This window comes from Natrialba aegyptia DSM 13077, assembly GCF_000337535.1.
Taxonomy (GTDB): domain Archaea; phylum Halobacteriota; class Halobacteria; order Halobacteriales; family Natrialbaceae; genus Natrialba; species Natrialba aegyptia.
Window position 1 is genome coordinate 1 of sequence record NZ_AOIP01000038.1, and the last position, 25,770, is coordinate 25,770.

The following is a 25,770-nucleotide window of genomic DNA, read 5'->3' on the forward strand; positions in this document are numbered from 1 at the left end:
GGGTTGGCGGTGAATGCTACTGCACTCACACTAAATGGGTCCACGTTCGGTGAGCGGCCGCGATCGTGAACCGATCGGGCGTCACCGAACTACCAAGGCTCACATCAGACCACATCTTCTGGCGGACCAGAGGGGTGCAGTCCTCATCTCCTTCTACTATTTTGTAGACCCCGGTTCATACTTAAGGCCTACGAACTGCGTCTTCAAAGAGAGTGAGTCTCAACCGTGTCTAATAGAGACACTCTCAACGAGAATAGATAGTATCGATGATCGAAAAGATGCAGCGTGTACTGAAACTGATGACAACGAGAGGAACTTCTACCAGTTTCAGCTCGATTGAAAAATCCCAGACACGTCACAGGTACACGTGGTCCTCGGATAACTCACTGCTCTCTGCTGAATTCATTACGGTACGCTTTCACAGGGAGTACTCACACTTGCGAATTCGTTCGTGATGCTTCGCTCTCATAGTCCCTAGAGATTCCGTACAATACCGAAACCGGGGTCGTGACGAGTTCGCGCTCAGGATCGATTCGACTACGCGGGTAGCGGCGAGTATATCACCGTCCGTTTCACATCTTACCGAGTCCCCTCGGCGTTCGCGAACGACTTTCCTCGCGTCGCAAAAGAGGGAGAGTGAAGAATCGTCCTCCCCGAGTTCACGCTAAGAAGAGATGGGGACACCGGGTTTCCGGTGAATAGCGGGACTGCACCCAGTGAGCAGATTTCTTTTGCGCGCGAGCTAACACACCGTGTTTCCGGTGAAATGAGGAGGGGAGAATACGCCGACTGGACGGGGATGGCTGCTCCCATAGAGACTGATCACACCGGGTTTCCGGTGAATTGTAAGTTCACCATCGGCGAACGAACTGAGCTTCCGAGTGACGAACAGTAGAGAGTAATGGTAACGATCCCAGTAGATTCTACCCTACGTACTTCTACGCTACGTACGCTGCCTTACGACACTGTCTCAGCAAGGACATCGCGGACGACTTCCGGGTCCTCCAGGAGCGTGTGTTCTGTATAGCTCCCCTCGGCACTCCCGCCGCTATGCCTGGATTGTTCGAGGATGTCCAGGAACGCGTGTTCTTTCAACAGATCTCGAACGCGGCGAAGCGAGAGCGTATCCGCTCCCTCCTGCCTACAAATTTGCTCATACACATCGTACACGCGTGTGGTTCGAAAGCCATCGGTCTCATCCGCCGCATCACTGTATGCACCCTCGGGGTTGTGCTCAAGAGACAACACTGTCAATGCCTGGAGCACGTATCGAGAATGCGGCGTCGACCCACGAATCAGTTCACGGAACCGATCGACTTCCGCGCGCTCGCGCGCTTGCACGACGAACTCTTCTCGAACGGTCTCCGCTCCCTTGGCCTGTGCGATCTCCCCGGCATACCGAAGAATGTCGATTGCCTTTCGCGCATCACCGTGCTCTCGAGCTGCGAGCGCCGCTGCACGCGGAATAACTGCATCCTCGAGTACTCCATTCCGGAACGCATCGTTTCGTGCAGCCATGATTTCGTTGAGTTGCCCTGCATTGTACGGCGGAAAGACGAACTCGCGCTCACAGAGACTCGACTTGACCCGCTCGTCCATCCGATCTTTGTACTTGATCTTGTTACTGATGCCCATAACGCCGATCTTACAATCGGTTACCTTTCCCGCTTCGCCCGCGCGCGAAAGTTGCATAAGGATCGCATCGTCCTCGAGTTTGTCAATCTCGTCTAAGATGATCAATGTGACATCGTATTCCTGATCGAGAATTCGCCAGAGTCGCTTGTAGTACGTCGCCGTACTGATTCCTTTGTCCGGAATGTAGATCTCCGTCTCCTCCGTGTTGACTGAACTCGCGATCGTCTGAACAGCCTGCGTTTCAGTTGTATCCTGTGCACAATCAACGTAGGCGAAGACGGCATCGACACCTTCCTCCTCGGCCGTGCCAACGAGTCGTCGAGAAACGTACTTAGCACAGAGCGACTTTCCGGTTCCAGTCTTGCCGTATATCAGCACATTACTTGGACTCTGGCCGAAGATCGCAGGATTGACCGCATTTGCAAGTTGACCGATTTCCTCGTCACGACCGACGATCCGGCCTTCATCCGGCAGGTGGCTAATTTCGAGAAGTTCCTTGTTGACGAAAATTGGATCCTCCCGAATAAAGAGATCGTCGGAATCAGACATACCTTGGACACCGTGTTTCCGGTGAAACATCTTGAACGTTTCGTCACTGGTGCGGAGAGCGGTCAATATGCAGAGAGGCGGGCAAAGACAAAAAAGAAAGCTACCACGGAGACACACACACCGGGTTTCCGGTGAAACGGGTGTGTTGGTGCAGAGTGGTCCAGATGAAATAGGGGTAGGCTGGATTCAAGATCCACATTTCCCGAACGACAGAGCCACAAACAGAGATAGTAAAGAAAGACACCGAAACGGGTAAAAGAGCGAGAAGAGCCGTTCCAACAGCGAAGACAGGCCTAGTTCGAAGTTCAGTAATAGGAAGTTCAGTTATTAGAAGAGTTCAGTGCGGAACGCCAAACGGAAAGAGTCGACATCAGAACGGATAAAGTGGTATTTTCGACTGGAAAAGACTACCTTTCGGCGACGATGTCTTCTTTATAGTTTGCGACTGAATCAATGGACTTTACTCAGGTGTTATATATAAAACCATCTGTTTTAATAAGAGAATACTTCTAGTCTCTCCCCGTTCTGGATTCCTATTTCACCGGAAACCCGGTGTGTGTCTGCAGTGGTAGCAGAAACTTCCGTTGGGAGTTCAGTAGTCGGTTGAACATCTCACTTCGGAAGAGTTCTGCTCAGATTGTCGGTCAGAACAGCAGTCACTCCACTCTATTCTTATATTTCACCGGAAACCCGGTGTGTACGTCTCGAAACTCCACTTACTAGGGGACTTGCTGATAGTCGGATGTTCAGTTCCTGTTATCCAGTTTCTATGATAGATCACGCAGTCTTCCGGTATTCTCCTCTTTGGCCGCTTAGCAGTAACTCCTCTTTTGAACCGTTTCTCTTGTCGATTGCTGAATGTCCCATCATGACCTCTTTGGACACCTGATTTCCGGTGAAAATCGCGGCCAACCACTGTGTAGTCGACTCTTTCCAGTGTTCTCTTCTGATCTTGCAGTGTTCTTCCTTTTTCTGAACTCGTCTTTTCTGCTGTGCTACAAACCCCTTTAAACTCGATCTCCTTCCGAGTCTGCTCTGGGAGCGATTCCATCTCAATGGGATTCCACCGGAAATCCGGTGTGTTGTTGCAATGATTTCATCTGAGAGTTGCTATCGACGATTAGCAGCTATCAACTCTGACCAGTGAACCGCCTCGAGGGCAAGTGGTTCGAGACGCCAAAGACGTCTCGTCATCACAGGTGAGCTCTGCTCTCCCGAACGACCCCGAGGCACTCGCCTTGAACCAGCTGTAGAAACGGGGAACCAGCAAGATGCGGGGTACTGATTTCTGGGAGTGGTACTGGTTGCTGAGAGTTCAGTTGATTCCGCTATTTATTCCTCACACGTGATCTTCGCGAGCTCGATTTAGATTCATGACCTCGATGAATCCGTATCAGGACTCACTATCATCGTGGAAAACTGCCGTGGCGATAGAGCTAGGGACGGCGCGTTTAACAACGGGTGTTGTTACTAATGTTGACAAGTCTTATTGGCGTGTATTCCTGACCAGTGACTGATGGCTTCTCGAAAAAACGGTTCTGACTCGGTAGTAGGGGCCCTCACTACGTCAAAAGAAGAATCTTCTCCTCGCCGAGCTCGTCTTGCGAATTCGATTATCTTCGGAATCCTCGGAGCAGTTTTCGCGACTTGGGCAGTTCGTATTCCTGCCGTGAGTTCTGCGCTTTCCCTTTCGGAGGGAGATATCGGAATCGCACTGCTTGGACTTGCAACCGGAAGCATCATCGGACTGGTAGCAAGCGGTATTCTCGTCTCTCACTATGGTGGGCGACACGTAATCCGGTGTGGACTCGCTGTCTATAGCCTTACACTCGTGATTATTGCGCTCGCTGATGGACTTGCCATGCTTGTCGGCGTTCTCCTCGTCTTCGGCTTTGGAAAGGGATTGATCGATGTCGCAGCGAACGCTCAGGGCGTCCGAATCGAACAGTCTTATTCAGGGCAGATCATGGGTAGCTTCCACGCACTATTCAGCGGTGGTGGGCTGGTCGGCGCAGGACTCGGTGCGGTCGCGACGACCTTGGATCTCTCTGTCCAGACTCATTTCGTACTCGTAGGGACTTTGTTCCTCACTATTGGAGTTGTAGCAAGCCTGTGGCTATTCCCAAAGGATCCTGACATAGACACTGGGCCAACAGTTACACTGCCATCCCGGAAACTCATTGGCTTTTGCGCTATCGGCTTCTGTGCCCTGTTCATCGAGGGTGTCGGTAACGACTGGAGTGCTGTCTTCCTCGAAACAAGCGCGCATGCTTCCGCAACGATCGCTGCGCTCGGCTTTGCAGCGTTCTCTCTTACGATGATGGTTGGACGATTTCTCGCCGATTGGATCGTCGACTGGGTCGGTCCAACACAATTCATTCGTCTCACTGCAGCCCTGGCCGCTACCGGCGTTGCAGTCACGCTCCTCGCCCAACCTGTCCTCTCACTGATCGGCTTCGGTATCCTGGGACTCGGCCTAGCCGGTATTATGCCGGTCGCGTTGAGCCTCGCCGGTAATTTCGATCCCGACTCTCCAACGGAACCGGCGATCGCTGCCGTCTCAACCGCAGGCTATGCCGGATTCGCCGTCGGTCCGGTTGCAATTGGTCTCATTGCAGAGACGACGTCACTGCGCGCGGCGTTCGTCCCTGCCCTCGGTTTGGCGGTTCTCATCGTCGTGTTCTCCGGGATCGTCCCGACGATTACCCGCGCTCCCCGCGACAGCGAAACAACCGCCTGACCCGCGGCAAACCGTGTTTTGTTCCTTACTAACCGCCGTCTCGATACTTACGGTTCGCTGGCCTTGGTCTCAACCTGATCGATCGTGAAGCGTTTGGCAGCGATATCCTCGATGTATGCACCGCGCCCGCCGACGGTATAGACCGTTTCAGTCGTCTCAAATCGGATCTGGGCTTCAGCAGCGAGTTTCAGGAGAGATGTGCCCTCCGTCTCTGATCGAGATCCGGTATAATTGACGGCAACGAATTGGCCAGTGAGTTGGCACTCACGTCCAGTGGTAGTATACTCCCCAGTGATCTGGCCCATCACTCTCCGTTCCGATTCGATGAGCGGTTCGATAGCACGAATACATTCGGTGATTTCGACGAACGAATATGGGGGATTGTCGCTCCGATCGGTATAGATCGGTTCGTATACTTCCCAGAGCCGTGTCAGGTAGTACCAATGGAAGACGTATGCAGTCGTATAGTCGTCGATGAGAACGCCGTATTCTTGCGGGAGTCGATTCGGCGTCGCATAGCACGCCCGCTCTCGATCAACTAATACGAGAAACGGTCCCGAGAGTTCACGATGGCGAACTTCGGTACAGACGCCTTCGAACTCGGCTTCGTCGACGGTGAAAGTGTCGTCCTCTGGCAGGTAAAGTGAGAGGTGGATGTGAACGTCGCGGTCGTAGGCGTCCCGAAGTAGCGGTTGAAGAGCGGTAAATTGGCTGGGCGTCGCGGCTAGCTGAATGTGCTCGCGAGCGTCTGCGACCGCATCACGCGCGTGGTCGAAGACGGTTCGAAACCGCTGAACGAGGCTGACGTTCCCGTCGCATCGTTCGGGTTCCTGGTATCGGGTTTCGATTTCGTCGATGGCGGATTTGTACTGCTGGATCGCTGTTTTGATTCCAGTCAGGGCCTTCTGTGGATCGTTTGCCCGCGCATACAGGCGATCCTGATCGTAGACGGTAACGTATCCCTGCTCGTCCAGTGCTCGGAGGACATCGTAAATCCGCGGTTGAGGCACGTCACTCGCCGATGCGAGTTCACTTGCGGACGTAGTGCCCAGTTCGAGTAGAGTGGCGTATGCAGCCGCCTGGTATGGAGACAATCCGGCGTCTTCCAGGACAGTCAGTAGTTCATCAGTCTCCATTGACGCCAGCAGATTGTCCGGGTAGACGTATAAACTCCCGCACGGAAGCCGTGATTAGACCCGGTATTGCGGGTTCGGGTCGGCTGTTCATCGTCGGTACCGATCGCGCTGGAGACGGATAGATCACAAATAACCGTCAACTACTGCGCGTTGCGCTCCATCCGTCGCTAACCGCGGTTTACTGATTGTGCGAACACTTCGACTGACTGCGCGAATGCTTGCCCGTGTTTTTTGGCGCTCTTCGGTGTGGACTCTTGCCTGAGAGCCGCCGTGACAGATACACAACCGCCGGTACTCTGTGCCCCAAGACTATGCATACTGCTGTTGAACAAATAACGTCTGAAGCACAAACGCACCTCGAATGGCGATATCTTCAGACGAGACACCGATTAACCGGTAATACACACACGAATACTGTTGCCGGCGTTTCGGCGACGTTCTATACGGAGACGTTTCGGGAATATCTTCGCGCTAGAGACTATCAAAACGAATCATTTCTCATTCACCGGCTTCTCGATGAAGTGGAGCCGGCGGATGTCTTTTGGGACATTGGTGCGAATATTGGGACTCACTCCTGTTATGTTGGACAACGTGTTGCAGACGTAATTAGCATCGAGCCCCATCCGTGGACTGCGTTGCGGCTAGTGGAAAACTGTCGTATGAACGATATCGATGCGACGGTACTCGAGACGGCACTGAGCAATGAATCTGGGACGACCGAACTCTGTATTCCGGATCGGTTCGACGATGAACTCGGCGTGGGGACGTTCACAACGAGAGACCACGACGATGCAAATACTGTCTGTTCTGCGCCAGTTACGACCGGTGATTCGGCTCTGATCGAACACGATCTCCCTCGCCCAACGGTGATGAAAATCGACGTTGAAGGGGCCGAATACGACGTTCTCCGCGGGTTTGAAACCGCACTGGAATCGTGCCGAGCTATCTTCTGTGAAGTACACGAACGGTACGTCGACAGCGAACCCATCGTCGACCTTCTTACCAGCAACGGGTATACCGTTAAACTGCTTCGGACCCGCTCGCGAGAGACGCACCTCGTTGCGAGGAAATAGCGTCTGCAGTCCGGTCTGGAATCGTCATCCGTCCTCCGAACTCTTATTGGACACTCTCGTATACCCCTAAGAAGATGGGGACGCAACAGTCGCGATCGAATCATCCCGAAATCTCTGTCCACGAACTCTTAGAACGAAGCGCACGCTCTGCTCTTCACTATCAGCGAGATGATGGATCATTCCCACCAGGGCGGAATTACGCGTACGACGAGCCCGAAACCCCGGTCAGAACGACGGCACATTGGTTGACGACCCTTTCAACGGTATACGAAATCACGGGTGACGAGAGATACTACCAGGCCGCTAATCGTGCAACTGATTTCCTTCTCCAGAAATCGAACCGGCCCGACGGGTATACGTTCTATTGTCGCAAAACGGACGAGAAGGACGCCTGTAATGGCTTGGTCGGTCAGGCTGAACCGATACGAGCGTTATCTCTGGCCGGGGTACTACTGAGCCGACAGGACGCTAGTAGCACCGCCGAAGAAGTCTATTCGATCCATCCGTTCAACGAACGGGTGGGTCTGTGGGAGCGGATCGAAATCGACGGCCGTTCGCTGTCGTTCGACCGGACGCTGAACCATCAGATTTTGTTTGCGGGGGCTGCAGTTGAACTCGTACCGGAGTCATCCGAGATAGCGGACGATCTTTGGCGGTTTCTTGATGGGCTTCGATCGAATCTCCGCGTTCACAGCGACGGGGGGATTAAACATTTTATCAGGCCGGCTCCCCGACGCTCGGCTACACTCATACTACGGAACCGACGATATTGGCACCTTCTCAGAAATGAAGTGCTCTACCACGTCTACTCTCACTCACAGAAACGGTGGCTAAAGGAACTCTCCTACCAACCCGTCAATTTGCACCCGCTGGGCCGCCTCTACGATACCTTTCCGGACCATCCCCTTTGGACGATGGACAAAATCGAGAACGCCCGCTCAGTTCTCAAGTCCGAGGCGAATCTCTCCAGGATGACCGAGTTATCTAGCGGGAGTGTTCTCCCGGGCATTCGATCGGCGTGTGCGCTATCCTATTTCGAAACCGATGCAGACGAACTGGTACCGCGGATTGAGCGCGACCTCCGCTACTACTTGGATGAAAACTATTTATTATCTAATGGAGATGTGAACGCATCAAATCTCTCTTCGACGATCTCTCACCTAACTGATTTCCCGAATAAACAACTCTTCGAATGACCTATTCATAGATCACACAGTACCCATTCTTCCCGTAAACCATCGGCCTTTGAGGGATTTTCCTCTGCTGTCGTTTTCGATGCCCGCCGCACAGCCGAATATATCGCTGTACGATATGACCACTTAGGAAACCTGTCTGAGCGCTCGTGGTCGTAGCACCTCCACAAATCGTGAGCCCACTTTGATCTCAAATATGCCGTAACTGCCTTCAATTACTGCGTACTTGAACGGCCTCGATCCGAGCAAAGATTTCTGTGTACCCGATCAGGTCCGATTCGAGCAAATTCTGGGATTATCTTGCCCTTCGGCGTTCAGCGGGAGTCGCTACTCCGTTTGAACGCTCGAACGTCGACTTCCACCGGAAACGTGGTGTGTCTGTGGCTCCGTCGGTGGGCCACGATCGATTATGCCGTAATCGTTAAGATTCCATCGTTGACTATCACGTCGTTTGCATCTGCGGGAATGCTGAACTCGAACTGGGACCCATCGACGACAACGATCGCCGTGTCGCCGACGATGTCGAGTGTTGGTTCGCCGGAGATGGGTCCGAAGTCGACGGCAATAATCTGTTCTTCGTCGTACTGTCTGTTCGTGATCGTAATATCATCCTGCTCGCCTGCGGCGGCCTCGAGTTCAGGTGGTGTTTCCATGGGGATACTTGGGGGCGAGTGGTCGTAAGTCTCGTGCACGAACTTGCTGCGTGAGTGGTCAAGAAGACGGTGGCGAGACAGCGAGCAGAGACTGTCGTCGAGTCGTTATGGTGACGATCTCGAAGTGTGAGTGTAGTTGTTGTGGTGGCGTTGTGGTGGCGGTCTCGAGTTGTGAAGGCTGTTTCCAACGGCAGCTATGCGATGAGGGCCAGTAGTGGTTCGCCCAGGAGAAGCAAGAGGATGTTATTGATAACGAGGAGCGTATAGAGGGAAGCGACGGCGAGGGTGAACTGAACGTCGTATGGATCTGAGAGGAGGTGTCCAATGAAGATGATAAGGAGCGCGTAGAGTGCTGCTGCAAGAGGGACGCCGGCCAATCCGAAGATATTGAAGAAGAGAACGGTAATCGGATTGAGTTCGGTCGCATAGGGGACGACGAAGAAAAGCGTTGCAGCGACCATGTCAGTAAACCACAGAAGGAGAACAGTGATCCGTAGCGGTGGGGAATCTGGCGGATCGAGCTCGACTATCTGTTGGGGAACTGTGTCGACTGCCATTAGTGGAGACTAGCGATAGTCGAAGTTACGTTTAACCTTGCTTATGCTATTGAGAATAGTTCACATGGGTAGTGTGGCTACTAGTGGTCGTACAGTGTGACTGCGTTCGAGGGTGTCGGTACGAGAGAACCGGTTTGGGTCGACGGACCAGAGTGATTGTCGGCGTTACTGGGAACGGGGTTGCGATACGATATCGGTTTGTACTAGAGTGCGAGAAGGTAGCCGCCGAACAGGTAGAGGATGGCGAGTATTGTCTGGAACGACAGCGAGCCGAGTGCGGAGAGGAGGACGAACGAGCGACTATCCATTTCGGAGAGGCCGGCGGGAACGGTGAGCAGGCCGCGGACGAACAGCAATGTATTGCTTCCAGCGACGGCGAGGGCGCCCCAGCGATCGAACCAGGCGTCGAAGCGGTCGAGCCGTGATTCCGTGAGCGGAAACCATCGTTTTTGGATGATGTAGTCTCGGCCGGTATGGCGGGCGAGTATGAAGAGACAGAATTGGCCGATGGTCGTGCCGACGACGGCGATACCGACGATAGTGAGAGTTTGGGGAATCGACGAGCCGATCAGGGTGAGTGCGGCGGGGACGACGAGTTCACTGGGCATGAAGCGCAGTAGCATTGCGCCTTCGAGGAGACAGAGGCCAAACAGGACGACGAGCGCGAGATCGGATGCGAAGAGTGACTCGAGCCAGGTTGGTGTCTCTTCGAGTTGCACGGGATACGGCTGCATTGGGTGGTTGTTGGAGGTCTTGTAGGTAAGCCTTAGTGGTGTCTTTTCAGATTGTCTGGTAACTGACAGCTACAACGAGTAACTGAGCGTCACTATGAGGGAGACACTCAGTGCAGCGGTTCCGACGAGGAGGACGACGCGGTTGATGTAGCTGTTTTTCGATTTGAACCAGTTGAGCGTCACGTGCTTGCGCGTGAGTGGGGTAAGTGGGGTGAGTCCCATGGGGGTGACGATGTCGCCGGCGAGGTGGGCGAGGATACTGGTGGTGCCGACGACGCAGCCAAACATGAAGACGGACCGGGTGGGGGAGACGACGAGTGCGGTTCCGATTCCGGCGACGATGCCGATGAGGATGGCGAACCAGAGGGTGTGTGTCGGCCCGCGGTGGTGGAGCCAGGGGAGGGGTTGATCGATGTCCGGCAGGTTTGCAACGGCAACGGCGATGACCGCGCCCAGAACGGCGAGTTCGAGCGACCAGATTCGTGTGACGAGTGGGACGAACGGCGCATATAGCAGTGCGTTGAATCCGGCGTGGCCTCCACGATACATAGCGGCTCGGTAGCAGCAGTTGGGGGCCGAATGGGGATTAACGTCTCGGTTGTTGAGTGTCGGCGATCCCGTGGTCTCAGAGCCGGATTGTATGGCAGTTGTGTGACGGCAGTGATGGTTGTGGGCGTCTCTCTGTCGCCGGAGAACTACCGGAGCGTGCGAACGCCGAACGCTGAAACCGAGAGGCCGCCGATTACGACCGGCATCCAGTAGATCGCGCCGCGGAAGATGAGGACGGCTGCGGTAACGACTGGAGCCTCAATACCGGTTGTGGGAACGAGAAGCGTGACGAAGGCGGCTTCGATACCGCCGAGTCCGCCCGGCAGTGGCGCGGCACCGGCTAGATTGGCAAGCGGGATGACGAAAAGCAGGACAGAGAAGGGGGCGTTGGAGCCGAGCGCGGCGAACGCTGCGGTCAGTGCGACTGCCTGTAAGACCCACCCAGCGAGCGAAAGACCGACGATAGCGGTGAGTCGCCATCGGTTGGTTGCGACGCGGTCGACGTTTTCGAAGAATCGGCGCATGCGTTCGGTGAGGTCGGCTTCGAACTGCTTGGCGTTGAAGCGAACAAACCCGAGCCGGCTGGCGTACGGAGCGATGATCGATGGAAGGCGATCGATAATGCGCTCTCTGTATCGCCAGACGATCGCGATGCCGAGGACGATTCCGCCGATCAAGAGGACGGCTGAGCCGACGGCCGTCTCGAGTTGATCGCCGATAGCGGTGGTCGTGGTCGTCGTATAGTAGCCGACGCCGATAAGGATCAACGAGATCGAGGGAACGACGTTGAGTACGTCGACGCTTGCGATGCTGACGAGACCGGTCTCGTATTCGGAGTCGGAGACCTTCGAGATGAGCAACGCCGCAATCGGCTCGCCGCCGGCCTGGCCGAACGGGGTAACGTTGTTCGCAAAGACGGCTCCGGCGTAGACGAAGAACGACGTGACGACCGGAATATCGGCCCCGAGCGAGCCGAGGACGGTTCGAAGCATGAGGCTCCAGGCGGCTAACCACCCCAGTGCGAGTACGAACGTCGCGAGAACAAACAGTGGATCTGCCGATAGCAGCGAGTCGATGACGCGCTCTGCCCCGACAACGAAGAGCAGGACGGCAAACACGATCAGCGTTCCGACGACGCCGAGAAAGAACGCTCGCCGATTTCGCTCGTCCATACTGACTTTCTCTCGGTAGCTAACTTGAAACGTCTGATTCGTCCGAGTGATGTCGATTGATTTGTCCAGCCGCCGACGAGAGACGCTTCAATCGTTTTATCAGGATTGGGACGAGTGTCTTCAGTAATGGACGGGACTCGTCACTCGAACGTCCTCTTCGTCGTTCTGGATACGGTCCGGAAGGACCACCTCGGCATGTACGGTTACGAGAAGGAGACGACACCAACGCTGTCGCAGTTCGCCGAGGACGCGACCGTCTTCGAGTCTGCGGTCGCGCCCGCACCGTGGACGCTGCCGGTCCACGCGTCGCTGTTTACCGGCCGCTACCCGAGCCAGCACGGCGCGGATCAAGGCAGTCCGTATCTCGAAGACGCAACGACACTCGCCTCTATTTTGTCTGCTGCGGGCTACGATACGGCGTGTTACTCTTCGAACGCCTGGATCACCCCCTACACTGGGCTCACTGACGGATTCGATCACCAGGATTCCTTTTTCGAAGTCCTCCCGGGCGACGTTCTCTCGGGTCCCTTGGCCAGCGCGTGGCAGGCCGTCAACGATAACGACTACCTCCGCGAACTGGCCTCGAAACTCGTCAGAGTCGGCGCGATGGCCCACGCCAAACTCGCCAGCGGCGAGGGTGCCGACTCGAAGACGCCCGCGGTCATCGACCGAACCAAGTCCTTCATCGACGACAGTGACAGCGACCAGGGCTGGTTCGCGTTCGTCAACCTGATGGACGCCCATCTGCCGTACTACCCACCCGAGGAATACCGCACCGAGTTCGCTCCCGGCGTCGATCCCGATTCCGTCTGTCAGAACTCAAAAGAGTTCAACTCGGGCGCGCGCGATATCGACGATGAGGAGTGGGAGGCCATCCGCGGCCTATACGACGCCGAGATCGCCCACATGGACGCCGAACTCGGGCGGCTGTTCGCCTGGCTCCGCGAGACCGGCCAGTGGGAGGAGACGACGGTCATCGTCTGTGCCGATCACGGCGAACTCCACGGCGAACACGACCTCTACGGTCACGAGTTCGCCCTCTACGACGAACTCGTCAACGTCCCGCTGCTGGTGAAACACCCCGAGCTGGCGGCCGATCGACGGGACGAACTCGTCGAGTTACTCGATCTTCACGAGACGGTGCTCGATGCGCTCGATGTCGATCCCACGGCTCTCAACCTCGCCGGCGGCGACGGTGCGAGCGGTGACGGGGGAGAGAGCGGCGATTCGCTCGCCCGCGACCCGACGCGGTCGCTGCTGTCGAGTTCGTACCGGTCGTTCGATACTGTAGCAGATTCGGAGCTGGATCCGGGCCAGCGCGCTGTTCGCGAGCAAGCGGTTGCCGACGAGACGGATGCGGGGGCCGATGGGGACCGAGACCGAAACCGAGATGGGCACACCGATTACGCGTTCGTCGAGTACGCACAGCCGGTCATCGAAACCCACCACCTCGAACAGAAGGCGAGCGAAGCCGGTATCGAACTCCCCGACGACCATCGGGCCTACTCGCGGCTACGGGCCGCTCGCAGCACCGATGCGAAGTACGTCCGCGCGGACCGCATTCCGGACGAAGGGTACCGACTCGACGAGGATCCGGCCGAGGAAACACCAGTCGATCCGGCGGCGGACGCAGTCGTCGCGGCGACCGACCGAGCGCTCGCCCGGTTCGAGGAGGCTGCCGGCGGCGCCTGGATCGATCCGAGCGAGACCGACGACGATACCGCCGGGCTAGACGACGCCGACGAGGAGACCCGCGAGCGCTTGCGCGAACTCGGATACCTCGAGTAGCGTTCGAGCGCCGACCGCGGTATTGCTGGTTGCGCTCTTCGAACGGCGCTGACGGAACGCGCCGGCCAGTAGCGCTGAACTCGTCACCGGAACGGCTATGTTTGTTCGGTTACTTTTCGCCACTAATGGATAACGAACCAGTCGTCCATCGTCTTAATCTTATCATTGTGTTGCTGATCGCTATCCTTCTCCTCCGGCTTGTTGCGCTTCTTCCGCCCGAACTGTTATCCATCGGTGGAATCCTCTTACTCTTTTGTTTCCCCGTTCTTCTCATCGCAGCCATCCGCCTTCTTCCGTAAGAGCGCCCTCGCCGTTGCCGACTCGTCCGGTTCTCCCCGCGATCGAACGCAGAACCACGTTACCGTGAAACAATCGTATTCGCGTCGCTCGCCGCTATTTTACTTCCTGCAGTGACTGTCTCGACACCAATAAGAATACATAGGTCGACTCGAAAGGTGCCCCTAATCGATGCAGGACCAGCACTTCCTCGAATCGGAGTGGGACTATTGTCTGGTGCTGGATGCGTGTCGGTACGACGTATTCAGCGAGGTATACGATGAGTACCTCGATGGGACACTCGAAAAACGCCGCAGTATCGGGTCGTCAACGCCGGAATGGGCGTCTCGAACGTTCACCGGAACGCACGACCTCGCGTACTTCTCTGGGAATCCCTTCATCAACGATCTCGGGATTCCGCTAAACGAACTCAAGTGGGGGGCCAGTTGCGACTACGAGTGGACCGCATCCGATCACATCGAGACCGTCTTCGACGTCTGGAAATCCGGCTGGGACGACGATCTCGGAACGGTCCCACCGGAGAGCATCGCAGACGCGTTCCATTCCAACCAGTCCGCCGTCGAACAGGCCGACCGAACGGTACTCCACTATATGCAGCCCCACGCTCCCTATCTCTCTCGCGGAAAAGGGCAGAAACTCAAACAGATCCAGAAGGGCATCCGGCGACAGGAGGAAGCCGAAGCTGAAACCGATACCGTCTCCGACGGCGGCACGCTCTCCTCGCTCAGCGATACGATCCGCCCGAAAGTCGAGAGCCGACTCGAGGACAGCGAACTCGCACAGAAGGCTGGTCTCTGGCTCGAACTCGACCCCACTGAACTCGTCAAGAACGGTACCCGCGAAACCGCACTTGAACTCTACGAGGAAAACCTCCGAATCGCACTCGAATCCGTCGCCGACCTCGTCACCGAACTCGATGGTCGCGTCATCGTTACGGCCGACCACGGCGAAGCCTTCGGTGAGCAAGGCGTCTGGGAACACCACATCGAGACGTATATCCCGCCGCTCATGGAGGTGCCGTGGCTCGAAGTCGAGTGACGACTTACCCCTGTAATTGATCGTCGCTCATACCGACTCTCGGTTCACAGGTATCGACCATCGAACGGAAAGGGAACACAGAACCACACTGGGGATGCCAACGATGAAAATCAGCCACTACTTCGAGTTCGAGGATCACGTCACCGGCGGGATCCGTGAGTCCGTCGTCCACCAGCGAAAGATGCTGGACGGATTGGATCTGCAGTATACAACGGCTCCAACGCTTGACGCCGATGTCTTTCACTGCAACCTCATGGGACCGCGGTCAGCCTGGTACGCACGGCGGGCCCGTTCCCGGGACATTCCGGTCGTCGCGAACACGCACGTGACCGCGGAAGACTTCGGCGACAGTTTCCGCTTTACGAACGCACTCGCAAAGCCACTGAAACCGTACCTCGAGCGCGCCTACGGCCTGGCCGATGCGCTGGTCTGTCCATCGGCGTACAACCAGCGGCTCATCGAGACCTACACGGACGTGCCGACGACGGTCATCTCGAACGGCGTCGACCGCGAGAAACTCGAGGGATTCGAATCGCTGACCGAGGAGTACCGCGACCGCTACGACCTCGAACCGCCGGTCGTCTTCCTCGTCGGCCACGTCATCAAGCGCAAGGGACTCGAGACGTTCGTCGAATTGGCTCGCCGACTCCCGGACCTGGACTTTGCGTGGTTCGGCCCGCTCGATCTATCCCTGAAGGGCCGCGAGACGACGGCACTGATCGAGAACTCGCCGAACAACTGTACATTTACGGGCTTTATCGACGACATTCGCGGCGCGTTCGCCGCTGGTGACATCTTCTGTTTCCCCACCCACGAGGAGAACGAGGGTATCGCACTCCTCGAAGCAATGACTGCAGGGAAACCACTTCTCGTCCGGGACATCGAAACGTTCTCCTGGCTCGAAGACGGCACGGACTGCCTCAAGGTCTCAGAATCCGGCGTTGCTGGATTCGAGGCCGCGCTGCAACGACTCGAAGATCCGACAGTCCGCAACCGTCTCGGCGCAAACGCAGCGAAGCGAAGCGAAGACTTCTCGCTCGAATCGGTAGCCAACCGATACCAGTCACTATACTCGAGGGTGACCTGAATGAAAATTGGATTTTTCACGGACAGTTACTTTCCCGAAATCGATGGCGTAACGTACACGATCAAACTCTGGCGCGAGGAGTTAGAACGGCGGGGGCACGAGGTCTACGTCGTCTATCCCGATGGGGACTACGAACCCGGCGATCGAGAGTTCCCGGTTCCATCACTGCCGAACCCCTTCTATGCCGGCTACCGTATTCCACTGTTCAGACGTCCGTCGACGCTCCCTGAACTCGATGTCGTTCACTGCCACGGGCCAGCGTCGATCGGTCTTCTCGGTCGCTACTACGCGCGCAAACACGATCTACCGACGATTTACACCCATCACACGCCACTCGAGGAGTACTTCCACCAGAACGTGAAGTTCGAATCGATCGCGACTGGTCTCTCGAAACTGTACGTTCCGCTAGAAACTGCGTTTCTCCGATCGTTCGACATTATCACCGCCTCTACCGGCCGTATCGAACGCGACGTCGAGCACATCCAGCTCCCGGTCGGTATCGACATGGAGTTCTTCCAGCCGACCGACGAGGACTGGTATCCGGACCGGACCGTAATCGGTTACAGCGGTCGACTCAGCATGGAGAAAAACGTCCACGAGATTCTCCGTGCCGCCGAAGAACTTCCGGAATACGAGTTCGTCATCGTCGGTGACGGGCCCTACCGTGGTCGACTCGAACGAAACGCGCCGGACAACGTCGAACTTCGAGGCTTTCTCCCGCGCGAGGAGTTGCCAGTCTTTTACTCGTCAATCGATACGTTCGTGACTGCATCCACCGCCGATACGCTCGGTCTGTCGACGCTCGAGGCAAATGCCTGCGGGACGCCGGTCGTTGCAGCGGACGTGGCTCCGTTCGATCAGACGATCGGGTCTGAGAACGGCGAACGGTTCGCCTACGACGATCTAGAGGCAATGACGGACTCAATTGAGAAAGCGCTTCGAACGGATCGCGACACCAGAGCGGCTGTGAGAAAGTACGACGTCCACCGAACGCTCGAAAACCTCGAGTATCTGTATCGTGACGTGCAGGCATCTGCAGACGAGATTCCAACCGCGTCCGAGGATCGATGGTTCTCTGGCGACTCACAGCATTGAACAGCGACTAGTGACTGCAGTGCGAGTGACTGTGACATCGATCATTGGATACTGTCGAGTATCCTTGCTCGCTCTTCGAAACGGGGGATAATACTCGGACGAAGTGCTTGGTTTCCGGATACAGTCTCTCGGAAGGCTGCTATCCGTGCACGGGCGGTTGTCACGATTGCAGTTGGCGGCATTAGTAGCAGTACCACGATGGTATCGTGACGAAAGTGCTACTCTCCGCGAATCCCGTCTACTGCTGGCCGCCCGCCATGATTTCGCTTTGGTGGCGTGTTTCTACACGCCGTCTCGAGAACTCGATCCGCCGAACTCGTGTTTCTTCAGAGACGAATTCTATCACTACTGGGCGCGGGATGGACGGACAGTCATCTGAGACTCAATTTTTGTCGAGTCGCTAAACTGCACCGGCGTATAATTACCCGCAAATGTAAACCAAACCGGATCGAACAGGCAGTATGGACGACTCCCTTCTCGTCCCGGTTGATGGAAGCGATCCCGCAAAGGCGGCACTAGAGCGGGCCCTCGATATTGCTGCTGATACGGGCGCAACTGTTCACGTTCTCCACGTTGTCCCTACGAACGAGTCTCGCCTCCTCCGATTCGGAAATCGCGATATCGGCGTTCTCGAGGAAGAAGGCGAAGCGATCGTCGATCGCGCTCGTTCAGCGGCCACTGAGCGCAACGTCGCCGTCGTCGATCACATTATACAGGGGGAGCCACAGGAGAAAATCCTCGCCTATGGCGAATCTCACTCCGTCGACTGTATTATCATGGGAGCGCACGGTCGACACGGACTCGAGGAGTACATCCTCGGTAGTACGACAGAGCGCGTTGTTCACCAGAGTTCGGTCCCCGTGATGACGGTCCGTGCAGGCGAAGACGTGACACGGTCGTATCCCTACCGTTCCGTTCTCGTCCCAACCGACGACAGCGACCACGCTCGTGCGGCGTTGGAACTGGGGTCGACAATTGCGGCCCGACACGATTCGGTGCTTCACCTGCTGTTCGTCGCCGACGAACTCCCCGAGACGATCGATCCACGATCGACGCAGCTCTCTGCAGAGATCAAAGAAAGCGCTCACGAAGTGTTACAGGACGCCGCGGATCGAACAGAACTCTCGGAAGAATCTATTGTCACGACAGTCAAAGCTGGATCGGTCCCCCACGTGATTACTTCATATGCCGAATCAACGCCTACCGATCTCATCGTGATGGGAACGCACGGCTGGACCGGGTTGGATCGGTACTTGCTCGGAAGTTTTACCGAGCGCGTGATCCGTACCTCTACTGTCCCAGTCTTGACAACCTCTCTGCCAAAGAACGAATCCCGTTCTTGAGTTCGGTGATCCCAGTGTCCCGTTGCCGTTGCGAATCGGTTGCGTGTCGAACCACGCGAGTCGCGTAGTAAGCCCACATACTGAACTCGCTGATTCACCCCCTTCACCCTCGTATTCAATGCAAGGTATGAACTAGAAAGTCACGAGAAAAACATCATGAGTAGTAATTTCTATCCATATTGGAATGATCTTATACTGGTCTGGCATCGAATCCACAGGTAAATTGTCTCGCGTTAATCAGAACATGAATGGAATCTGTGAGATACACCTACTACTAAATCTGAATAGACCAGTACTGCTCGAGAAACCCGATGGTTGCGTGGTAGTGCCCGTGGTGTGAGTAATTCAAGGTGAGATCCCGATCTCAAGAATGGCCAGAAGATTCTACTATGACCGGAAGTTACCAACAACCAAGAACAAGTGAATATGTGGGATAAAAATGATACAATAGCAGAAAATTGGCTTTTGCTGATTGATCCACCTGTTGAAACCGGGGGACATATATGACAAAAAATACAGGTTTTGCATCACGAGCTACTGAATTGTACAGAGATGGAGGTATCTCTGAACTAGCCAGAGGCATCCGGGACTTTACCCTGATCCGATCCGGCCAGGCGAGATGGATCGTTGGTGCTGCTCTCAACACTACTGTTCCTGTTGAAGTTGGTGAGCATCGAATAAATTTCAAGACCGAAACAGCCATTGAGTATCGACGAGCTCGCACTCAGATGCACGAGCGGCAGGTGCTTGAGGACTTTATCAGAAGCCTCCGTTCCGATGATATTGTCTGGGACTGTGGTTCGAATGTCGGGCTCTATGCAACGTTTGCTGCCGAGATTGCAGCTGAATCTGTTGCTATTGAGCCAGCCCCAAGCAATGTCTCGGCGCTCAGTTATAATCTCTCTCAAAACGACCTAGATGACGAATCGACAATCATCGCAACCGCACTAGGATCTTCAGAGGGGACTGTCGCGGTTCCCGCAGATGCAAAACCCGGTGAGAACCATAAACTGAGCTCTTCTGGTGGATCGACACAGGTTCCCATCAAGTGTGGAGACGATATCACCGGCTCGACGGACGTACCTGATCCGACCGTGCTTACGATGGACATCGAAGGGGCAGAAGCTGATGCGCTTGATGGACTGCGCGAAACGCTTACGAATGTTCGACTGGCCTACGTCGAAGTCCATGAGGATCTCTTGGCTGACTACGGCCGATCTGCTGACGATGTAATGAATATCCTCGAAGAGACCGGGTTCAACGTTTCGTGTTTAAATGAGAGACGATCAGGGAACTACCATCTCAAGGCAGTTGCGAACTCTCGAGAATAGATGGTTCTGGAGTTGAGGATGGCCCTCTCGCCGATGAGAGTTTGTGAACATTCGAATTCGACGGCACTGTCTAGTTAGAGTGTTTAAGAAGCGAGCAGGTTGTAGTGAGTGGTACTCACGACACCCACAAACCTGCTCAGAGAAATCTTAGACATAGATTGTGATGTGATTTGAAAGAACGAGCGCATCCCGACACCCGTCAGGATGTTCGGGGTGTGCCTCCATTCGATAGGATTGTCGGTTCGAGAGGTCGTTGCAGTCTCGCGCTACTCGGCGTTGATCGTTCTCACGGCGCAGTTTGGAACTGGACGCAGACTTTCGGAGGCTCAGAGCACCCACCGACGTCCACGAAAGTGGCGCTCTCATGCGGCCTCTTGGAGCGCAAAGCGCTCCAACGGTCGGCGAATCGATGATTCGACAGCAGAACGCTTCGCGTTCTGAGGACGGCGACGCCATCGCGGATCGCATTCGATGAGACTCTGATCCGTTTGACGAATAGACGTTTCAAGAACGATTCGATTAGACCGGGCCGAACCCGTGTCGATTGAACGTACTATTTGTCCTCAGTGAGACTGCGTTATTCCTCATCGAGGTACGGCTGACAGACGCGTTCGACGCCGTCTTCAAAGTCTATCCGCGGTTCCCAACCGGTCGCCTTGCGAATCTTCGAACTATCGGCCAGCGTATCGTGGACGTAGTTCGTCAGCGGGATCGGCTCATACACCGGATCGATGTCGGTTCCAAGCACGCCGTTGAGCATCTCAACCATCTCGTTGAACGAGTAGGACTCGCCGGTCCCGAGGTTGTAGACACCCTCGAGTTCGTGATCGGCGGCGAGTTCGAGGCCGCGGACGATGTCGTCGACGTGAGTGAAATCGCGGGTCTGCGTTCCATCGCCCCACAGGACGGGAGGGGTGTTCTGTGCGATTTTTTTGGCGAACTGCGAGACCGTGTTTGCGTACGTCCCCTTGTGGGATTCTGCACCACCGTAGCCCTGATAGACCGAGAAAAATCGCATCCCGGCGAGCGTGAGGTCCGTGTCGGCGTAGAAGTCGTTGTAGTATTCCGCATAGCGTTCCCGTCCGAGCATCGACGCGTCGTAGCCCGTCGCCGCTTCGACATCGACGTCCTCGGGTGTCGGCGTCGTTCGACTGCCGTAGATCGACGACGTCGAGGCGTATACGATCGTCTCACAACCGTCCGCGATCGCCTGTTCGACGACGTTGACGAAGCCATCGACGTTGACTCGGGCCCCGTGGACCGGATTGTCTTCGAGCAGTTCCCGACTCGAGAGTGCTGCAAGGTGATACACGACGTCCACGTCAGTCGGCAGGTCCTCGTCGAGTACGTCCGCCTCGATGTACTGGACACTCTCGTCGAGATTGTCACTCGTTCCGAGATAGCCGTTATCGAGTGCAATAACCTCGTTCTCTTCGGCGAGCGTATTCGCGAGATTCGATCCGATAAATCCCCCGCCACCCGTCACGAGGATGCGTGCATCTTGCATGGGTACTGATTTCTGGATACGTCATATAGGACTACTGGATTCACGTCTGTGCGCCTTGCTTTCTATTACCATCCCCGACTGGCTATCACTATTTCTCATCGTCCCGTTTCCCCTATATTTATTATATCTAGTTCCATACTCAATCGTATGTATGACTTAACCGGCTTCCAGCGTGACCTCCTGTACGTTGCGGCGGGACTTGAGGAACCACACGGCCTTGCAATCAAAGACGAACTCGAGAACTACTACGAAAGCGAGATACATCACGGTCGCCTGTACCCAAACCTCGACACGCTCGTCGACAAAGGACTGATCGAAAAGGGAACCGCCGACCGTCGAACGAACGTCTACAGCGTCACGCGACGCGGTCGACGTGAACTCGAAGATCGCCGTGACTGGGAAGCACAGTACGTTTCGGAGCTGGTCTAATCCTCTGAGTGGCCACTGGGATCACTAGCGTCGATTCGTGGTATTCGGGTTCGGTTCCGCTAGTTGGCAGTCCGAACGCGATATCTTGTCTCTCCGTTCACGTTGTCGCGGTACCAGCGATTGGACTCGTATGGATATAGGCGGCCCGCAGTGTGCTGTCCGGCAGCGATCGATCACGCTGCCGGCAGCATAACTGAGACCGTCGCACCCTCGCCGGGCTCCGAGTCGATCCAGATACTGCCGCCGTGGCGCTCGACGATTCGCTCACAGAGTGCGAGCCCGATTCCCGTTCCCTCGTACTCGTTGCGACTGTGGAGTCGATCGAAGACCGTAAACACACGCTCCTGGTTATCCAGGTCGATTCCGATACCATTGTCCTCGACCGACACAACCCCTCTCTGGCCGCGCCGTGACGCATCGATATGTATTCGTGGCGATTCCTCTCCACTGTCGGTGATCGCGTTCGAGAGCACGTTCTGCACGACCTGGCGAAGCTGGCTTGCATCACCCAGCATGCGCGGCAGTTCGCCGACGGTGAGTTCGGCGTTTTGTTCTTCGATACTGAGGTGCAGGTCCTCGCGAACGTCCGCGACGACCCGTTCGAGTTCAACTGACTCCAGCGTATCACCGCGGGTTTCGACGCGGGAGTATTCGAGCAGGCCGTCGATCATCGCTCGCATGCGCTCGGCTCCGTCGACGGCGAACTCGAGGAACTCTTCGCCGTCTTCGTCGAGTTCGTCGTCGTAGCGATTGTCGAGGAGTTGGAGGTAGCTCGTCACCATGCGAAGCGGTTCCTGCAGGTCGTGTGAGGCTGCATAGGCGAACTGTTCGAGCCGGTCGTTCGATGCTTCGAGTTCGCGTTCACGCTGGGTTTGCTCGAGTTCGTACGTGATCCATTGGGCCATCAGATCGTAGACGGTCCGTTCGGCGTCCGAGAACGGCTGTGAACGCGAGTCGGAGTCGATGAAGAAGAATGTCTGATCGGGTTCGTTTTCGAGTTCGATACGGGTCCCGAGATAGGTCTCGACGCCGAACTCCTGGTGGGCGAGGATTTCGTCGAGGTCTACCTGCTGGGGATCTGTGACGCCGATCGTCGTCTCGGTATCGACGGTGAGTTGGCAGTACGTTTCAGAGAGCGGTGCCTGTGTCCCCGGTGTGAGATGGTCGTGAGCAGCGCTTGTGGATTCGACTTCGAACGAGTTCGTCGCGGGATTGATCCGGGGGAGGCCACCCAGTTCGAGGTCGAACGGGTCACAGCCGAGTTCGAACATCGCCCGTAGTTTTTCGTCGGACGTGCGGGTAGCATCGGCCGTAATCTCACACAGCGTCTTCTTGTAAACCAGGGGAAAAATACAGTAGTTCGTGAGAGAACTTTGGATAGAGCGCGTGCATTCTCCTACGCCGTGTCGGTGTCATCGTCGAGATACGACATTGCCTGCTCGTCGCTCACCTGACCGAAGTCGCGGTAGTACTGTCCGACCGCTCGGAAATCACTCGGTGTCTCGAGGGCGATCACGTCGTCGGCCTCCGTTTCGAGTTCAGCGATCGAGTTCGGTGAGCCGACGGGAACGGCGAGGATGACGGCGGCTGCACCGGCGTCGGTTATCTGTCTGAGACACGCGATTGCAGTGGCGCCGGTTGCGACGCCGTCATCGACGAGGACGACCCGTTTGCCAGCCAGATCGGGTATCCGTCCGTCGTCTCGATACTGGTGAGCCTTCTTTTGGGCAGCATCGGCTTCTTGGTCCCGTTGGCCGTCGATATACTCCTGTGGGACGTTGACTTGGTCGACGAGGTCCTCGTTGAGCCAGAGACTGCCGTCGCTGGCGACTGCACCGAGCGCGAGTTCGGGATTTCCGGGGGCGCTTAGTTTTGATGCGACAATGACGTCGAGTGGCACGTCGAGCGTGTCGGCAACTGGTCGTGCGACCGGGAGTGCGCCACGTGGGATGCCGAGGACGATATCGGCGTCGACTCCCTCGGCTGCGAGCCGATCGCCGAGTTGTTCGCCGGCATCCTGCCGATTCGAAAACATATGCTGCTACTGATCTACGGGTTCCAGCCCATTGTAGATATCACCCGTTGGAAATCTGAAAACACTCGAATACGCCGCCGGCAAGTACTCAGTCGTCTGCCGCCCGCGTCGATTCGGACGGTTCCTCGTTGCCGGCCGAACTCGACGCAAGCACCCACTTGAGCGCTTCGATCCGCCCGCGAAGCACGCTGGCTCGCGGATCGTAGTAGTCACACGATTCCAGCGCGCGTTGCATCTCTTCGAGTCGGTCGCGGATGTCGTCTTGTGAGTGCATCGATAGGTGCTTTCACTACTGGCTCCGCCATAAGCCATTCATCGGCGACCCTGAACTCCAGGGTCTCGATCAAGAACTCGCTCCCGAGTACGACGGCCGTACCGCCGCCGTCGAGAGATGAATCTCCTTTCGACGCGAGTCACCGAATGACCACGACGGGAACCGGCGAGCGCCGAACGACTTTTTCCGCGACGCTGCCGAGCAACACCCGCGAGACTCCTTCCCGGCCGTGGCTGCCGATCACGATAGTCTCGTATCCACCCGCTGTCGCTTCCTGCTCGATAACCTGTGCCGGCTTTCCCGTCTCGACTGTCGTCTCGAGTTCACCATCGAAGTCGGCGGCGATGTCGCGTGCACCCTCGAGGACTCTGTTTCCGCGTTTTTGCGCTTTCTCGTCGTCGTGTTGTTTCTGGGAATCCGATTCGAAAGCGGCCCAGTATCCCTCCGGTCGTGGAACGACGTACAGTGCGGTGATCGCCGCGTCAGGGAACGTTTCGAACGCGTATTCGATTCCCTTCCGCGCCGGTGCTGAGTCGTCGTAGGGAACCAGAACTCGGTCTGTCATAGGGACTTACACACCGCCGATCGATATAATACCCGTCTGTGATCAGCCGGAGAGATCACGCCGCTCGAAGTATTCGCTACTGACGACGACGAGGAGGGCAATGGCGAGTAGGAGAACGGAGAGGTCGGCCCACGATACGTCGCCGTCGACGAGAATCGCACCGGGGTCGAAGTACCGCGAAAGAGCGATGTCTCCGACCCACTCGTAGTCGGTATCGAACGTGAACGTATCGAGCAAGAACAGGCCGAAGACTGACCCGGCCCCGGTAGTCTGGGCTCGGCGAATGGAGTCGAACGCAACGGAAGCGAGGAGACCGACGGCGGCGCAGGCGAGCAAGTATGCGACCGAGTATGCGTGCACGGCGAACAGGTTGCCCACATCGATCGATTCGCCGACGAGTTCGACGCCGAGGGAGACCACGAGGAACGTAATCGCGTTAACGAGGACGACGCTGGGGATGAGCGAGAGGAACTTCCCGACCACTAACCGGGTTCGCGTCACCGGCAACGACAACGTCACGCCGACCGTTCCGCGCTCTACTTCTCCGGCAATCGTGGAGGCTGCGGCGTACGCGTAATAGATCGCCAGCAGTAACACCCAGCCGAACTGGTAGAGCTGGGAGACGAGATAGCCCTCGATCGTGGTCAGCGTCGTTACGTTTCCGACGAACGCGCGCGTCGCTTCGGGCGGTAGCGACTCCAGGTAGGCGTCGAGATCGGCTCCCGACTCTTGAATCGATGGAAAGAGCGCGACGGTGAGGACGATCAACGCGACCAACGCACCGGCGAGTAGCAGTGACCCGCGGAGTCGGCGACCGGCTTCGAACGAGGTGATCTCGAACATCAAGTGTCGGTCCGGCGCTGTTCCGACGACGGGCGTCGCCTTATAGATGGGTTGCGACAGAACTCCTCGTCTCGCGGTAAACGATCGGTTGTCTCAACAACGGTCGAGTAATCGGCTGTTCGTCCGTGGAACGTGCGAGGTGCTTTA

At 56.4% G+C, this 25,770-nt stretch carries 23 protein-coding genes and 1 pseudogene; 11 read left to right on the plus strand and 13 right to left on the minus strand.

All coding sequences use genetic code 11. The annotated features are described in order from the left end of the window. Positions 1 to 957 precede the first annotated feature (957 nt). Positions 958 to 2,184 carry a Cdc6/Cdc18 family protein gene (locus C480_RS16555; RefSeq protein WP_049903853.1) on the minus strand — a complete coding sequence of 409 codons (1,227 nt, stop codon included), beginning with the start codon at positions 2,182 to 2,184 and terminating at the stop codon, positions 958 to 960. 1,516 nt (positions 2,185 to 3,700) lie between these two features. On the opposite strand from C480_RS16555, the gene C480_RS16560 reads away from it, so the two are divergent. Next, complete coding sequence (locus tag C480_RS16560) at positions 3,701 to 4,924, plus strand: MFS transporter (RefSeq protein WP_275040282.1); 1,224 nt, start codon at positions 3,701 to 3,703, stop codon at positions 4,922 to 4,924. A 47-nt stretch (positions 4,925 to 4,971) separates the two neighbouring features. Here C480_RS16560 and C480_RS16565 read toward each other — a convergent pair whose 3' ends face one another. Continuing rightward, positions 4,972 to 6,060, minus strand: a complete 1,089-nt coding sequence (locus C480_RS16565) for a TrmB family transcriptional regulator (RefSeq protein ID WP_006666766.1) — start codon at positions 6,058 to 6,060, stop codon at positions 4,972 to 4,974. A 311-nt stretch (positions 6,061 to 6,371) separates the two neighbouring features. On the opposite strand from C480_RS16565, the gene C480_RS16570 reads away from it, so the two are divergent. Together C480_RS16570 and C480_RS16575 are read left to right on the plus strand one after the other, a co-directional pair. Then, positions 6,372 to 7,133, plus strand: coding sequence for an FkbM family methyltransferase (locus tag C480_RS16570; protein ID WP_241433849.1), 762 nt, complete (start codon positions 6,372 to 6,374; stop codon positions 7,131 to 7,133). 74 nt (positions 7,134 to 7,207) lie between these two features. Next, the gene (locus C480_RS16575) at positions 7,208 to 8,329 is read left to right on the plus strand and encodes a hypothetical protein (protein WP_241433847.1); all 1,122 of its coding nucleotides are present in this window, start codon (positions 7,208 to 7,210) and stop codon (positions 8,327 to 8,329) included. A gap of 404 nt (positions 8,330 to 8,733) precedes the next feature. On the opposite strand, the gene C480_RS16580 is transcribed toward C480_RS16575, so the two are convergent. From C480_RS16580 to C480_RS16600, 5 genes are all read right to left on the minus strand, one after another. Continuing rightward, entirely contained in the window at positions 8,734 to 8,979 is a 246-nt protein-coding gene (locus tag C480_RS16580; RefSeq protein WP_006666769.1) for a DUF7127 family protein, read from the minus strand. A 194-nt stretch (positions 8,980 to 9,173) separates the two neighbouring features. Beyond that, positions 9,174 to 9,536, minus strand: coding sequence for a hypothetical protein (locus C480_RS16585; RefSeq protein ID WP_006666770.1), 363 nt, complete (start codon positions 9,534 to 9,536; stop codon positions 9,174 to 9,176). A 203-nt stretch (positions 9,537 to 9,739) separates the two neighbouring features. After that, the gene (locus C480_RS16590) at positions 9,740 to 10,270 is read right to left on the minus strand and encodes a DedA family protein (protein WP_006666771.1); all 531 of its coding nucleotides are present in this window, start codon (positions 10,268 to 10,270) and stop codon (positions 9,740 to 9,742) included. A 69-nt stretch (positions 10,271 to 10,339) separates the two neighbouring features. After that, positions 10,340 to 10,819, minus strand: coding sequence for a metal-dependent hydrolase (locus tag C480_RS16595; RefSeq protein ID WP_006666772.1), 480 nt, complete (start codon positions 10,817 to 10,819; stop codon positions 10,340 to 10,342). A 146-nt stretch (positions 10,820 to 10,965) separates the two neighbouring features. Then, on the minus strand, positions 10,966 to 11,991 hold the full coding sequence (locus C480_RS16600; protein ID WP_006666773.1) for a lysylphosphatidylglycerol synthase transmembrane domain-containing protein: 1,026 nt from the start codon (positions 11,989 to 11,991) through the stop codon (positions 10,966 to 10,968). A gap of 126 nt (positions 11,992 to 12,117) precedes the next feature. Here C480_RS16600 and C480_RS16605 point away from each other — a divergent pair, with 126 nt between their 5' ends. The 7 genes and pseudogenes from C480_RS16605 to C480_RS22845 form a co-directional block, all read left to right on the plus strand. Then, the gene (locus tag C480_RS16605) at positions 12,118 to 13,779 is read left to right on the plus strand and encodes a sulfatase (RefSeq protein ID WP_006666774.1); all 1,662 of its coding nucleotides are present in this window, start codon (positions 12,118 to 12,120) and stop codon (positions 13,777 to 13,779) included. A gap of 468 nt (positions 13,780 to 14,247) precedes the next feature. Continuing rightward, positions 14,248 to 15,114, plus strand: a complete 867-nt coding sequence (locus C480_RS16610) for a hypothetical protein (protein WP_006666775.1) — start codon at positions 14,248 to 14,250, stop codon at positions 15,112 to 15,114. Between the two features lie 103 nt (positions 15,115 to 15,217). Continuing rightward, a complete protein-coding gene (locus C480_RS16615) occupies positions 15,218 to 16,201 on the plus strand; it encodes a glycosyltransferase family 4 protein (protein WP_006666776.1) in 984 nt (327 codons plus the stop codon). After that, entirely contained in the window at positions 16,202 to 17,296 is a 1,095-nt protein-coding gene (locus tag C480_RS16620; RefSeq protein WP_006666777.1) for a glycosyltransferase, read from the plus strand. A gap of 461 nt (positions 17,297 to 17,757) precedes the next feature. After that, positions 17,758 to 18,639: a universal stress protein gene (locus C480_RS16625; protein WP_006666778.1), complete on the plus strand. Its 882-nt coding sequence runs from the start codon at positions 17,758 to 17,760 to the stop codon at positions 18,637 to 18,639. Between the two features lie 503 nt (positions 18,640 to 19,142). Then, positions 19,143 to 19,970: an FkbM family methyltransferase gene (locus C480_RS16630; RefSeq protein WP_241433848.1), complete on the plus strand. Its 828-nt coding sequence runs from the start codon at positions 19,143 to 19,145 to the stop codon at positions 19,968 to 19,970. Between the two features lie 108 nt (positions 19,971 to 20,078). Continuing rightward, positions 20,079 to 20,317 (plus strand): annotated as a pseudogene (locus tag C480_RS22845) (IS6 family transposase); the annotation flags it as partial. Positions 20,318 to 20,547: 230 nt separating this feature from the next. Here the strand turns inward: C480_RS22845 and C480_RS16635 are convergent. Beyond that, positions 20,548 to 21,477: an NAD-dependent epimerase/dehydratase family protein gene (locus C480_RS16635; RefSeq protein ID WP_006666780.1), complete on the minus strand. Its 930-nt coding sequence runs from the start codon at positions 21,475 to 21,477 to the stop codon at positions 20,548 to 20,550. Between the two features lie 147 nt (positions 21,478 to 21,624). Between C480_RS16635 and C480_RS16640 the strand changes: the two genes are divergently transcribed. Then, a complete protein-coding gene (locus C480_RS16640) occupies positions 21,625 to 21,906 on the plus strand; it encodes a PadR family transcriptional regulator (RefSeq protein ID WP_006666781.1) in 282 nt (93 codons plus the stop codon). A gap of 173 nt (positions 21,907 to 22,079) precedes the next feature. Here C480_RS16640 and C480_RS16645 read toward each other — a convergent pair whose 3' ends face one another. From C480_RS16645 to C480_RS16665, 5 genes are all read right to left on the minus strand, one after another. Next, a complete protein-coding gene (locus tag C480_RS16645) occupies positions 22,080 to 23,177 on the minus strand; it encodes a sensor histidine kinase (RefSeq protein ID WP_006666782.1) in 1,098 nt (365 codons plus the stop codon). 125 nt (positions 23,178 to 23,302) lie between these two features. Next, positions 23,303 to 23,941, minus strand: a complete 639-nt coding sequence (locus tag C480_RS16650) for a phosphoribosyltransferase (protein WP_006666783.1) — start codon at positions 23,939 to 23,941, stop codon at positions 23,303 to 23,305. 88 nt (positions 23,942 to 24,029) lie between these two features. After that, entirely contained in the window at positions 24,030 to 24,215 is a 186-nt protein-coding gene (locus tag C480_RS16655; RefSeq protein ID WP_006666784.1) for a hypothetical protein, read from the minus strand. Positions 24,216 to 24,354: 139 nt separating this feature from the next. Next, on the minus strand, positions 24,355 to 24,780 hold the full coding sequence (locus tag C480_RS16660; RefSeq protein WP_006666785.1) for a universal stress protein: 426 nt from the start codon (positions 24,778 to 24,780) through the stop codon (positions 24,355 to 24,357). Positions 24,781 to 24,822: 42 nt separating this feature from the next. Further along, entirely contained in the window at positions 24,823 to 25,623 is an 801-nt protein-coding gene (locus C480_RS16665; protein WP_006666786.1) for an ABC transporter permease, read from the minus strand. Positions 25,624 to 25,770 lie beyond the last annotated feature (147 nt).

What these genes read in the sequence shown, in the direction of transcription:
- C480_RS16605 (WP_006666774.1), top strand. Translation starts at nt 12,118, where the DNA reads ATGGACGGGACTCGTCACTCGAACGTCCTCTTCGTCGTTCTGGATACG.
- C480_RS16600 (WP_006666773.1), bottom strand. Translation starts at nt 11,991, where the DNA reads ATGGACGAGCGAAATCGGCGAGCGTTCTTTCTCGGCGTCGTCGGAACG.
- C480_RS16610 (WP_006666775.1), top strand. Translation starts at nt 14,248, where the DNA reads ATGCAGGACCAGCACTTCCTCGAATCGGAGTGGGACTATTGTCTGGTG.
- C480_RS16665 (WP_006666786.1), bottom strand. Translation starts at nt 25,623, where the DNA reads ATGTTCGAGATCACCTCGTTCGAAGCCGGTCGCCGACTCCGCGGGTCA.
- C480_RS16580 (WP_006666769.1), bottom strand. Translation starts at nt 8,979, where the DNA reads ATGGAAACACCACCTGAACTCGAGGCCGCCGCAGGCGAGCAGGATGAT.
- C480_RS16615 (WP_006666776.1), top strand. Translation starts at nt 15,218, where the DNA reads ATGAAAATCAGCCACTACTTCGAGTTCGAGGATCACGTCACCGGCGGG.
- C480_RS16630 (WP_241433848.1), top strand. Translation starts at nt 19,143, where the DNA reads ATGACAAAAAATACAGGTTTTGCATCACGAGCTACTGAATTGTACAGA.
- C480_RS16555 (WP_049903853.1), bottom strand. Translation starts at nt 2,184, where the DNA reads ATGTCTGATTCCGACGATCTCTTTATTCGGGAGGATCCAATTTTCGTC.
- C480_RS16585 (WP_006666770.1), bottom strand. Translation starts at nt 9,536, where the DNA reads ATGGCAGTCGACACAGTTCCCCAACAGATAGTCGAGCTCGATCCGCCA.
- C480_RS16655 (WP_006666784.1), bottom strand. Translation starts at nt 24,215, where the DNA reads ATGCACTCACAAGACGACATCCGCGACCGACTCGAAGAGATGCAACGC.
- C480_RS16635 (WP_006666780.1), bottom strand. Translation starts at nt 21,477, where the DNA reads ATGCAAGATGCACGCATCCTCGTGACGGGTGGCGGGGGATTTATCGGA.
- C480_RS16570 (WP_241433849.1), top strand. Translation starts at nt 6,372, where the DNA reads ATGCATACTGCTGTTGAACAAATAACGTCTGAAGCACAAACGCACCTC.
- C480_RS16640 (WP_006666781.1), top strand. Translation starts at nt 21,625, where the DNA reads ATGTATGACTTAACCGGCTTCCAGCGTGACCTCCTGTACGTTGCGGCG.
- C480_RS16565 (WP_006666766.1), bottom strand. Translation starts at nt 6,060, where the DNA reads ATGGAGACTGATGAACTACTGACTGTCCTGGAAGACGCCGGATTGTCT.
- C480_RS16575 (WP_241433847.1), top strand. Translation starts at nt 7,208, where the DNA reads ATGGGGACGCAACAGTCGCGATCGAATCATCCCGAAATCTCTGTCCAC.
- C480_RS16650 (WP_006666783.1), bottom strand. Translation starts at nt 23,941, where the DNA reads ATGTTTTCGAATCGGCAGGATGCCGGCGAACAACTCGGCGATCGGCTC.
- C480_RS16660 (WP_006666785.1), bottom strand. Translation starts at nt 24,780, where the DNA reads ATGACAGACCGAGTTCTGGTTCCCTACGACGACTCAGCACCGGCGCGG.
- C480_RS16620 (WP_006666777.1), top strand. Translation starts at nt 16,202, where the DNA reads ATGAAAATTGGATTTTTCACGGACAGTTACTTTCCCGAAATCGATGGC.
- C480_RS16625 (WP_006666778.1), top strand. Translation starts at nt 17,758, where the DNA reads ATGGACGACTCCCTTCTCGTCCCGGTTGATGGAAGCGATCCCGCAAAG.
- C480_RS16590 (WP_006666771.1), bottom strand. Translation starts at nt 10,270, where the DNA reads ATGCAGCCGTATCCCGTGCAACTCGAAGAGACACCAACCTGGCTCGAG.
- C480_RS16560 (WP_275040282.1), top strand. Translation starts at nt 3,701, where the DNA reads ATGGCTTCTCGAAAAAACGGTTCTGACTCGGTAGTAGGGGCCCTCACT.
- C480_RS16595 (WP_006666772.1), bottom strand. Translation starts at nt 10,819, where the DNA reads ATGTATCGTGGAGGCCACGCCGGATTCAACGCACTGCTATATGCGCCG.
- C480_RS16645 (WP_006666782.1), bottom strand. Translation starts at nt 23,177, where the DNA reads ATGTTCGAACTCGGCTGTGACCCGTTCGACCTCGAACTGGGTGGCCTC.